The organism is Anaerolineaceae bacterium oral taxon 439 (assembly GCA_001717545.1).
Lineage (GTDB): Bacteria > Chloroflexota > Anaerolineae > Anaerolineales > Anaerolineaceae > Flexilinea.
Genome location: CP017039.1, coordinates 2,181,625 through 2,193,450 on the forward strand (window position 1 = coordinate 2,181,625; position 11,826 = coordinate 2,193,450).

At 58.7% G+C, this 11,826-nt stretch carries 7 protein-coding genes; 4 read left to right on the forward strand and 3 right to left on the reverse strand.

Annotated features, from left to right (window positions below):
- The first annotated feature begins 3 nt into the window (after positions 1 to 3).
- Entirely contained in the window at positions 4 to 1,839 is a 1,836-nt protein-coding gene (locus tag BEQ56_09700) for an adenosine deaminase (protein AOH43725.1), read from the forward strand.
- A 268-nt stretch (positions 1,840 to 2,107) separates the two neighbouring features.
- Positions 2,108 to 3,139, forward strand: coding sequence for a hypothetical protein (locus tag BEQ56_09705; GenBank protein ID AOH43726.1), 1,032 nt, complete (start codon positions 2,108 to 2,110; stop codon positions 3,137 to 3,139).
- A gap of 9 nt (positions 3,140 to 3,148) precedes the next feature.
- Here BEQ56_09705 and BEQ56_09710 read toward each other — a convergent pair whose 3' ends face one another.
- Genes BEQ56_09710 through BEQ56_09720 form a run of 3 tightly spaced genes read right to left on the reverse strand, consistent with a single transcriptional unit; the run spans position 3,149 to position 8,462 of the window.
- Positions 3,149 to 3,940, reverse strand: a complete 792-nt coding sequence (locus tag BEQ56_09710; GenBank protein AOH43727.1) for a hypothetical protein — start codon at positions 3,938 to 3,940, stop codon at positions 3,149 to 3,151.
- Positions 3,937 to 6,255 (reverse strand): hypothetical protein, encoded by a 2,319-nt coding sequence (locus BEQ56_09715; GenBank protein AOH43728.1) that lies wholly within the window; start codon positions 6,253 to 6,255, stop codon positions 3,937 to 3,939. The genes BEQ56_09710 and BEQ56_09715 overlap by 4 nt, the downstream gene beginning before the upstream one ends.
- Complete coding sequence (locus tag BEQ56_09720; protein AOH43729.1) at positions 6,252 to 8,462, reverse strand: hypothetical protein; 2,211 nt, start codon at positions 8,460 to 8,462, stop codon at positions 6,252 to 6,254. The genes BEQ56_09715 and BEQ56_09720 overlap by 4 nt, the downstream gene beginning before the upstream one ends.
- Before the next feature lie 196 nt (positions 8,463 to 8,658).
- Here BEQ56_09720 and BEQ56_09725 point away from each other — a divergent pair, with 196 nt between their 5' ends.
- Together BEQ56_09725 and BEQ56_09730 are read left to right on the forward strand one after the other, a co-directional pair.
- Positions 8,659 to 10,995 (forward strand): hypothetical protein, encoded by a 2,337-nt coding sequence (locus BEQ56_09725; GenBank protein AOH43730.1) that lies wholly within the window; start codon positions 8,659 to 8,661, stop codon positions 10,993 to 10,995.
- Between the two features lies 1 nt (position 10,996).
- On the forward strand, positions 10,997 to 11,797 hold the full coding sequence (locus BEQ56_09730; GenBank protein AOH43731.1) for a hypothetical protein: 801 nt from the start codon (positions 10,997 to 10,999) through the stop codon (positions 11,795 to 11,797).
- The last annotated feature ends 29 nt before the right edge of the window (positions 11,798 to 11,826 follow it).

The following is an 11,826-nucleotide window of genomic DNA, read 5'->3' on the forward strand; positions in this document are numbered from 1 at the left end:
CTTATGAAAGCGGAATCCACTTTCCGTAGAATACCGATCGGAGAGGTCACGCGGGATCTCGTCGCCGTCGCGATGGGGCGCATGCCCGCCGATCTGATGATCATCAACGGACGACTCGTCAACGTCAATATCGGCCAGATTCAGCCGGACATGGACGTCGTCGTCAAGCATGGATATGTCGTCTATATCGGTAAAGACGCCTTATCTAAAATCCAGCGCGACGATCGAACCGTCGTCGTCGACGCCGCCGGACGCTGGGTCGCGCCGGGCCTGATCGATTCGCACGTGCATATCGAATCGTCGATGGTCGACCCGGTTCATTTCGCCGCCGGCTGCCTCGCGCACGGGACGACAACGATCTGCCCGGATAATCATGAAATTACCAACGTCCTCGGCCTCGAAGCTGTTCGGCTCTTTCATGACGTGCTTAAGGACTTACCGATCAAGTCGTTCCTGGCAATGCCGGTCTGCGTTCCCGCCGTCGCCGGGCTCGAAAATACCGGCGCCGAAATTCACGGGAAAGAAGTCGCCGAAGCCTACCGGAACGGCTGGGCTCAGCTCCAGGGCGAAGAAATGAACTTTCCCGGCGTTATCTACGGCGATCCGGGGACGCATGAAATCCTGAAAGCGTCGCATGACGCCGGCGTCGTCATGACGGGGCACTACTCCTCGATGGAGTTGGACCAGGGGCTGAACGCGTTCGCCGCCGCTGGAATGAACGCCTGCCACGAGGTTCGCAGCGCCGAAGAGGTCCTGAAGCGCAGCGAAATCGGCTTTTACAGCCAGCTCCGCTACGGATCGGCTTGGCTCGACGTCCCCAATACGATCCGCGCCTATACGGATAATCCCAACGCGGATACGCGCTTCCTGACGCTCTGTACCGACGACGTCAACGCTGCGACGATTGCCCGCGAAGGGCAGATGGACCGCTGCGTCCGCGTTGCAATCCGCAACGGCGTCCCGCCGGTAACCGCGATCCAGATGGCGACGCTCAACAACGCGCAGCTGATCGAAAAGGCGCGGCGGATCGGCTCGATCGCGCCCGGCCGAAGCGCGGATATCCTGATCCTCAGCGATCTCGTCAATTTCAAAGTCGATCAAGTCTATTCGGACGGCGTCCTCGTCGCAGAAAACGGAAAGATGACGGTCGAACTGACACCGTATTCGTATCCGGAAGCTGCGCTGAAAACGATGAAGCTCAACCCGCGAAAAAAATCCGATTTCGCGATTCCCGCGCCCTCGAACGATCCGCAGAAAATCCGCGTCATCGAAATCCGCCCCGGCGACGTCGTCGCTAAGGAACTCCAGCTTATCGTTGAACCGAAGGACGGATTCTTCGTCGCCGACGCTGACAACGATATCGCCAAAGGCGTGATCTTCTATCGGCATGAACCCGATCCGTCGATCCCGCCGCGCGGAGCCGGCTTTATCCGCGGAACGAAATTCCGCCCCGGCTGCGCCTATGCGTCAACGATTTCGCATGATTGCCATAACCTGCTCGTCGTGGGAACCGACGACGACGCGATGACGCTGGCGGCGAACGCCGTGATCGAAGCGAACGGCGGAATTGCGATCGTCGTCGACGGGAAAATCGACGCGGTCCTGCCGCTTCCGCTGGCAGGATTGATGAGCCTTGAACCGATCGGGGAAACCGCTCTGAAACTGAACGCGATCGAAAAGGCGCTCGGGAAAGCCGGCGCGGTCAGCGAATCGATCGAAATGACGATGAGCCTGATCGGATTGATCGTTATCCCCGAACTCAGGATCAGCAACCATGGGCTGGTTGAACTGAAGGGCAGCAACCCGCTGAAGCTCGTCGACCTCGTCGTAACCGATTAGTTCCCGGAAATTTCCCGAGACCTCCACCTCCTTCCAGATCACCTGCTCGGGGAAACCGGAACGGGAGAAAGAGACCGTACGTTCTTTCTCCCGTTTCACGTTAAACCGTCGGGATCATTTCAGGGAATTCAGAAAACCCCGCCCCCGCGTTTCCCGCTATCTATTTTCAGGGGACAATCGCCCTTGTTTGTCATAATCCGAGCCAGGAACGCTGAAATCCGGTTTATTTTCAGGCATATAATAGGAGCTTCTGTGAAAGGAAACGTTGATGCTTATCTTACCTGATTCATTATTCCTTGCTGTTGCCGTCGGATCCATTGCGCTCGCGGTCATGATACTCGCCAGCAACCACGCCGTTACCAAGCTCATCGGCATCGCCTCCTATTTCGATTTGTCCAGTACGTTCATGGGCATGACCGTCGTTTCAATCGCGACGTCCCTTCCGGAAATCGTCGCGCATTTCACCGCGTCGGTCAGAATCCTGGCCGGTCGAATGGATTATAAAACCGGCTCCGCGATCGTCCTCGGATCGAATATCGGCTCCGACGTCGTTCAGCAGACGCTTATTTTCGGACTCGTCGTCTTTCTCGCCGGATCGCTGACCTACCGCCGCTACTTCGTCTGGAAAAATATGATTCCCATGGTCGGGACGACAGTTCTCTGTATCCTGCTCGGGCTGGACGGAACCTATTCCCGGATCGACGGCGCGATCCTGTTCGGCTGCTTTATCCTGTACAGCTTCTATCTTTATCAGGACGAGCGGAAATTTTATAATAAGGACGCAAATCAGATTCAAGACGAAGACGTCGCCGCCGGCGTCCCGACCAACGGAAAAGAAGTCGTCCGCGATATCCTGATCGCAATCCTGATGCTACTGTTGACGATCGCGGGCGCGTCCGTCGTTCTTCAGCTTACCGAACGCATCGTTAACGAAACCGGGATCGCCGGGTCGCTGATCGGGGTCGTAACGCTCGGACTCGCTTCCGCTTTACCCGAACTCACGACGGCTATCGTCGGAATCCAGAAAAAAGAAGCCGGAATCTCGCTCGGGACGCTCGTCGGTTCAAATATCGTCAACCCGCTCCTCGCGATCGGCGGCGGCGCGCTGATTTCCGGATACGCCGTCCCGCTCCCGCTCGTCCGCTGGGACCTGCCGTGGGAAACGCTGACCGGCGCGATCCTCTGGCTGATCCTCCTGAAAGCGAACGGAAAAATCGGGAAGAAAGTCGCGGTCTACCTGATGATCATCTATTTCATGTATATCGTTTCGCGCGCCTTCCTCTTCCGGGCCGATTTCTGACCACCGCCGTTAAAAGTTATCCGGCGGAAAGAGAAAATCGTCCGGTTCCGGCTCGAAATCCGCCTCGTCGAACGCGCCCGGCGGTCCTTCCGGGCGGCAGTACGTCCGATAGCGGCACCAGGAACACGTCTTCAAATCCTGCGTCCGCGGATAATCGGCCTCATCCTCCGACCGCATCAGCGCCGCGTACGCTTCCAGCCGGCGCAGGTCCTCCCGGTACGCCGCCTCCGAATAATCATCGAACTCGATCGGGCGATCCGGGAAATTCGCGAACCAGTACGCCATCCGAAGCCGGGGAAAAACGTCCGCCGGCAGCCCCAGATCGACACGGTTTTCCACTGCCAGCGCGCGGTAAAGTCCTGTCTGCGGCGCGGCGGCGTAGGCTTCGCGCCGGGCAGCCTTCCGCGCCGTTTTCCAATCATAAATCGTCAGCCCGCCGCCGTCGACGGTCAATAAATCGATTTTCCCGTTCCAAAGAACGTCCGCCTGACGCATCGTCAACCGCATCTCAGCGTAGACGGTCCCTTCCGCCGGAAGCCGAACCGTATCGCGGAACCGCTGAAGCCAAAGCTGGATTTCGCCGTCCGCATTGCTGATCGCGCGCTCGATCGGTAAAAGCCCCTGCGCAACGCGCTGAACCGTGAGATGAAACTCGGAGCCCATCCGCGTCAGCTGGTCCGCCTTAAGATAATCGCGGTCAAACGGTTCCGGCCAATCCAGCCGCTGCACAGAACTATAATAATACTTCCGGCGACAGCTCAACAACGCCGAAACCTGCGACGCGCTGAATTCCAACGTCATTTCGCTTTCCCCTCCCGATCCGCCCCGCCGAAGCTTTCCCTGAGCGCGCGGACCGCGACCGCCTCGCACATCGGCGTCCGCATTTTCCCCAGGTTTCGCGACCCGTACAGACCTTTCTTCGCCCGGGTAATCCCAACGTACAGCAGCCGCAGCCGCTCCGCCGCGTAGGCGTCGGCGCTCCGCCGCGTCGCCTCCCCTTCGATATAGGTCCGGGGCGGCTCGGAACAGAGGCAGACCATCTGCTCGATCGTTTCCGACTGCAAATCCAAACGCCCGCGCGCGTAATAGACCTCGGACCGATAAAACTCCGTATAGCCGTTTTCTTTATATCCTTTTCCGATCGGAAAATCATAATTATTCAGCGAAGTCAGGTATACCTGGTCCCATTCCAGGCCTTTCGCCTTATGATACGTCGTGACGACGATCTTCCCGCGATAAAGCCCGGGATCAAACTCGCCTTCGTCGCCGCCCTGTCCCGCGACGACCTCGGGACGCTTCGAAGCTTCGATGATCTGCTCCGCCATGGTATCGAAATTCGCGAACGGGTCAGCCTGCGTCGCGCGCAGCACCGCGCCGGCCAGCCGGTTGGCAATACTCAGGTCGACCGGATCGATAAAAACGTCCTGCGCGATCAGGAGGACCAGCTGATCGATCCGGATCCCGCGCGCTTCGAGCCATTTCCGAGCCAGTTCCCGGATCCGGACGATCGTCTGGAATACGATCTCGTCCCCGCCGATCGACCGGAGGCACGTCTCGAAATCGTCCTCCGAAGCCGGATAGAAGAAATCGACAACTTTTTCCTGCCGGAACTGCGTCAGAATTCGGAAAACCTGTTCCCGTTCCGGCTCAGTCAGGTAAAAATCGAGCTCCCGCGGACGGGCCAATAAAACCTTGACAACGTCGATAAACTCGTTCTTCATCACCCGCGGACGCGCCAGCCATTTAAAAATTGTCGATAAAATCTTCCCGGCGTCCCGGTCCTGCGGCGAACTTTGCAGGAATTCGACAACCTCGATCTCGGAACTCCGCAGATAATCGGAAAACCTGACCCCGCGATCGTTCGTCGGCGCCAGGATCGCGATCGTCTCGTCCGGATACAGCTGCGTATGGCGAACGGCCAGATTCCCAATCACGGCGACTTCCTGATCCGCCGTGTATCCCTTCGGATCAAAGACGACCCGAAGCGGCTCATCGCGCGGGTTCGGGCTCGAATCGTTCCCGGGCGTCAGGTGAATATACGGCTCCGTCAGCGCGGCGCGCATCATCGGGATCGGATGATCCCCGATTGTCCAGCGAATCAGCCGGTTCGCGCAGCTCAGGATCGACTTCGTCGACCGCCCGGAACAATCCAGGTCGACCGTCCGGTCCGCCTCCGCCAAAAAGTTTTTCAGGTACGCCGGATTCGACGTCGTAAACGAAACGTTAATCGCCTGATTCGGGTCGCCGACGCGAACCCAGTTCCCCCGCTCGCCGACCAGCAGCCGCAGCACGTTTTCCTGAATCGCCGAACTGTCCTGCGCCTCGTCCTCAAGGATAAAAGGCCAGCGCTCACGCGCGCGCTTCAGGCTGACGCCGTCCGAGCTCAGGATCCGATACGCGTACGTCATTAAATCCTCATAATCCATCCCCGGATACGCCGCCAGCTTCGCCTGATACTCGGTGTAAACGTCCGCGGTCAGCGAAAGCAGCCGATAATCCCCGAGTTCGTCGTCCTCCGCTTCCGCCAGCGCGCCATGCAGCTGACGCGCGCTGATCCCCAGGTCCTTCGCCCGTTTGATCACGTTTTGACAGATCGATAAAACCTTATCCTTCCAGGAATCCTGAAAAACCTGTTCCAGGTAATTCGCCTTCATCGAATCGGACCGGACCGCGTCGAAGGCTTCCCGAAGCCGCGCGGTCGGGAGCCGGTCGATAATCTTTTCTAAGATATACGACGAAGTCAGCGCGTCAATAATCGTCGCTTCCGGGTCCAGCCCCAGATTCGCGCCGCCGCCGCGAACGATATCCGCGGCCATCGAATGCAGCGTGCGAACCTCGTACCCCACCCCGGGAACCAAACCCCGCTCGCTCATCAGCCCGGCAATCCGCGCCTTGAAGTTATTGACCGCCGAATTCGAAAACGTCACGACGAGAACGACAGGTTCCGTTCCAGGAATAAACGGACTGCTATACGAATGAATAATCGCTTCCGCCAGCTTCGCCGCCAGCATCGCAAGCGTATGCGTCTTTCCGCTTCCGGGAACGGCGGAAACGCCCAGCGTCCCGCTTTCGTAAGTCAGGATTTCAGCCTGCGCCTTGCGCGGAATAAATTTCATTCGCCCTCCGCTTCGCTTTCCGACCCATCCTGAGCGAGCGTTTCGAACCAGTTCTCGTCCCAAAGCCCGGCCTCCGCCGGATCGTTGCCCGCGATCGGAGGCATGTATTCGATCGGGAGCTTCGGCTGGAGCCGCGCGCTCAGGTCGGCGAACAGGTACAGCAGGTTTGACTTCTGATCCAGGCCCGACTCGTTCAGCTCGCTCGCGTAAACGTAAATCCGCTCGCCGCAGCGCGCCAACAACGACTGCACCAACCGCTGCATTTCAACCTGGTTCCGCTCGTATTTCCGATAATCGTCCCAAACGTCGCCCTCGCGCCATCCCGTCGAGAGGACGGCGTCGTTCGTCAGCGTCCCCATGATCCGTTCCCACCAGCGCGGAGACCCGGCGTTCAGCCAAACCTGATAACGGAACGGCCGGTTCAGACCGATAAACCCGCCAGCCAGCGTCATCAGGATCGAATTTTCCGGAAATATCGCCGCGTTATCGCGAACCGTCGCCGAAACCATGCCGTCGGCAACCGCGCGCATGTACATTCGCCAGGTCAGCCGGCCTTCCGGAAGCGCATCCATCGCTTTCCGATACTTCTTGAGCGAATCGATCAACTTGATAAAACAAAGCGGAAACGATTCGGCGACCGACCCATGCGCGGCAAAACCCGGCTGTGTCAGGACGTTATGAAAAAAATCGGAGACGGCCTGATCCGGGGGCGTTTCGTCGTCACGACGCGCTAAGATCCATTCGCTCATGCGGTCGAACGCGCTCAGAAACACGGGGGAACATTCCCTCGTATCTTTCTCGGCCATCTCTTTCAACCGCTTCGGCGTAAAACGGACCGTTCCGTCCGGCTCGGCCGCCGTTTCAAACGCTTTGACGACGAAAAGCTGAAGCCGAAGCGGATCGATTCCCGGGATAAAAAACCGGAGCGTCTGGACCAGGTCCAGGTTCCGGATCGGATATCCCCAGCCGGGCCGCAGCAGCGCCAAAAACGTCAACAGGCAGCGCGACTCGATTTCCACCGCCAGGCCGCGCGACGCCCGAAACGCGAACGCGCGCAGGTTTTTCAGCCGCAGTTCCCGCTCGAACATCGTATACGTCACATCCGAAAGCAGCGGCGCAATAATCACAATATCGCGGCAGTCTACCCCCTGTCCATGAACCAGCGCGGCGATATCGCGCGCCGCGTCCTTAATCATGCGCGGGTAATAATGCGTCAGGTGGAAACGGAAAGCCTCGACCGGGTTCCCCGGAAGCGACGCGGACGGGGCGTTCGGATTTTCGATCACCGCCGCCAGCGCCCTGACCGAACCGGAGGATACGAACGAGTCGCTCAAGACGCCGGTCCGGTCCGCCCCATCGCGCAACTTCCGCGCCGAATCCGGATCGCCGCCCATAAACGTCCGGAACCCGCCGAGCTCGTCGTAAATCGCCAGCGAGGAATCGACGATATCGCGAATCGAGAGTCCGAACGCGTGCGCAAGCGGGATATCCTCTTCGACATTGTCATGGACAAAGAACTGAATATGGTCCTGGAGCCAGCGCCGGTAGAGCGGATTTCCCGCCAGGCAGCGCTGATAAATTTCAAGCTGGAGCGCGAAATCGAGCATGTTATCCGCACGGCAGGTCTCCTTAAACGAGAGCCCCAGCCGTTGAATCAGATCGAAAACGGATCGCATCGTCCCGTCGCCGCTCCAACTCGACTTCATGCGTTCGGCGTACGTCTCGAACGGGAAACCCGCCGCCGCCATTTTATGCATCGCCATCGTCGCCTGATTCAGGAACCGGCTCAGCGTCCATTGCAGAACGTTAAACGCGCCGCCTTCCCAAAGCGGTTCGGCGACCGATTGGAGAACGACCTGCGCCGTTTCAATCGTCAGGAATAAAGGCGCGGATCCGCCCGCCGAATAACCCGCCTCCTCCGCGATCAGCGGCCAGAACAGGTTGAGATTCTGCTGCACGAAGCCGTTAAACGTCGTCACCCACGCGCTTCGTCCATCTTCAGTCCGAATCCCACGGTACGCCTCCCCAGCGGACGCGACCGGCGTAAAAACGAGCGTCCGCTTTCCCGCCCGCTGGGCGCTGAGCATGCGCCGGACGCGCGCGCAGCCGACCGTCGTCTTTCCGGCGCCGGGAATCCCTTCAATAAAGACGCGCCCGGTTAACGGCGCTTCCACGATATTTTTTTGCGCTTCCGTAAGTCGATCCATAGTTCGTTCGTCAATCCTGATAGTATACCTGATTCGCCGTGGACAGGAAAAAGAAAAATGGAAGGGAAAGAAAAATAAACTCCCCGGAACTTTTCGCGCCGTTTCCGCGTCATAATAACAACTGGCAGATAATTCCTCAGGTACAATATGAATTGTAAAGCGCATCGATTCTAAGAAGAAAGCAGGTGTCCCCACAATGAAAAACCAGAACCAAACCGTCAAAGTTTTAAACCTCCTCCTGACCGTTCTCGCGGTCTTAACGCTGTTCGCCGCGGCCTGCGCGCAGGAGCAGCCTGAAACCGATGAAGAAGACCTGATCGAATACCCCAATCCTGAAAGCCCCGACGAGAACGCTGAATTCCCGCCCGAAACTCCCGACGAGACGGGATACTTCGGCGTCAGCGCCGAGGACCTCGCCGCTTTGGACCAGATCTATAACCAGATGACTGAATTCGGGCGTTCGAATTCCGGCTGGTTCGGCGCGAACCCCGATGTCTGTTCCTGGATGGGATTAGGCTGTGAAAACGGCTCGATTGTCCGCTTTTCGTTCGATAACGTCGAGTTTTTCTGCGAAATACCGTCCGCTTTAACGGCGCTTCCGGCGCTTCGCGAAATCCACCTGACGAACACGCTCCTCCGCGGAGTCGTTCCGGATAATTTCCTTCAGAAGGATACCCTCGAACAGGTTGACCTCAGCAATAACCTGTTGACCGGGCCAATCCCGGAAAACATCTACGCTCCAGGCCTGCAAAATCTTACGTTATCCGGAAATAAGCTGACCGGAGAAAAACAGCAGATGCTGAACGAACGGCCCAATCTGGCGCAATGTGAGGCGAACCTGACGATCGACCCCTATCGGGAAATCGATCTGACGCCCGGAATCGACGGCGGAATTCCGCCGTCGATCGGAGGCTTATCGGTAATGAGCCGGCTCGATCTTTCCGGGAACAACCTTTCCGGCGCGCTGCCATACGAAATGACGTATCTATGGTCTTTGGGCTCGCTTTTCCTGAACGACAATAACACTGAGCAGCCGTTGATGACCGATCACCCCGAAGTTATCGCCAAATTAGAAATGATTCCGGATAAAAATATCGACGGCGTCGTACTGGCAAGCCCGCCGACAGTCGAGATTCCGACCGAAGTTCCGACTGATACGCCGGAGCCGACCTGGACGGAAATCCCGACTGAAATTCCGACCGACACGCCGGAGCCGACCTGGACGGAAATCCCGACCGAAATTCCGACCGACACGCCGGAGCCGACCTGGACGGAAATCCCGACCGAAATTCCGACCGACACGCCGGAGCCGACCTGGACAGAAATCCCGACCGAAATTCCGACTGACACGCCGGAGCCGACCTGGACGGAAATCCTGACCGAAATTCCGACCGACACGCCGGAGCCGACCTGGACAGAAATCCCGACCGAAGTTCCGACCGACACGCCGGAGCCGCCGACAGCCGTTCCGCCGACGGCCGTTCCACCGACAGCCGTTCCACCAACAGCCGTTCCACCGACAGCCGTTCCACCGACAGCCGTTCCGCCGACAGCCGTTCCACCAACGGCCGTTCCGCCGACGGCCGTTCCGCCAACGGCCGTTCCACCGACAGCCGTTCCACCGACAGCCGTTCCACCGACAGCCGTTCCGCCGACGGCCGTTCCGCCGACGGCCGTTCCGCCGACGCCGATCGTTATTACAGTCATTCCACCAACCGCTGTCCCGCCAACACCGATCGTCATCACGGTCATTCCCCCGACGCCTGTCCCGCCGACCACCGGTCCTATCATTATTGAGTGGGTCACGGCAACGAGCCAGCCGTTCTACTGGGCTACCGCCACGCCGCAGCGCAACTGGATGACTGCGACCCCGTATTGGCGATATCAGACCGCGACGCCGATGCCGTATGTTCCGCCGATCTGGGTGTATCCGACCGCGCCGTCGAATCCCAATTACGTCTATCCAACGTCGCAGCCCAACGTCAATCCGAATCCGCAGCCGCAGTCGACCTATTACACGCCGCCGCGGCGGACCGCAGCGCCGCCGAGTAACTGGACTCCGTTCGCGCAGGTCCCGACGGCGACAAAAGCGCCGACCGTCAACCCCGCCTCTCAATTCGGCTTCACGTACGATTCGGCAGCAATGACCGCGGAACGGCTCCCGGTCTCCTGGAAATATACGGGGATGGACTCATACATGATCAATTACCTGACTAAAAATAAGACGCTCTTCCCCGGATTCGCGATGGAATGGACAACGGCTGATAAACTCTGCACCGGGACATCCTGCAAATTTGAGATCCTGAATATCCCGATGGACCTGCTCAAAGACGGCGTCTTCTATATCCAGCTCCAGGGACGCGATAAATCAGGACGCGTCTATCAGAGCGATCCGATCGGTCTCCAGGCCGCCGTAACGCCGGAACCGTCCGCAACGCCGGTCCCGGAAGAAGTCGAGGAAGGGAACTGGTTTACCCGCTTCCTGAAATGGCTCTTTGGACCGATTATCCGCTTGTTCGGAGGCGACGCATAAAATGGATTGGTTCGTCTATTTATCCAAGCTGCTGCCGACGCTGATCTATCCGATCGGCCTGACCTTCATCCTCTTAGCCGCTGCGCTGCTCTCGTTCAGGTCCGAGAAATGCCGAAGGCGGTTCCTGACCGCGGCGTTCCTGATTCTCTGGGTTACCGGGCTGCCTTTTCCCACCGCATGGCTGACCCGCTCACTCGAGACGTCGGCTCCCCCGCTTCCGGCAGGCGAATCCGCGGAGGTCGCCGTCGTCCTCGGAGGCGGGACGGAATCGTTCGAAGCCCCGCGCCAGATGGTTGAAATCGGCGGCGCGGGCGACCGAATCCTCTACGCAGCGAAACTGTATCATGAAGGACGGGTCGGGAAGCTTCTTTTCGGCGGCGCATATTTCGCGCCGCTGAGCGGAAAGAAGCCCTCGGTCGCCGCCGAAATGGCCGATATCGCGGAGCGGCTCGGCGTCCCGAAGGAAGATATCCTGATCCAGGAGACGTCGCTAAATACCGCTGAGGAAGCCGCCGCGGACGCGGTCATCCTGCGCGAGATGGACGTTGAAAAAATAATCGTCGTCACCTCCGCGACGCATATATTCCGCGCTGTGAATCTCTTCAAAAAACAGGGCTTCGACGTCGTCGCCGCGCCAACCGATTTCACGTACTCGGACGCGGAATGGGAAGACCTGACCCATCCAACAGCGGAAAGCTGGTACCGCTATGTCATTCCGCAATCGGGAAACATTCGTGCGTTCGAGACCGCGGTTAAGGAGTACCTTGGCGTACTGATGTATCGGATCCGCGGATGGCTTTAGAAGAAACGCGGCCCCGCACCCCTATAGAA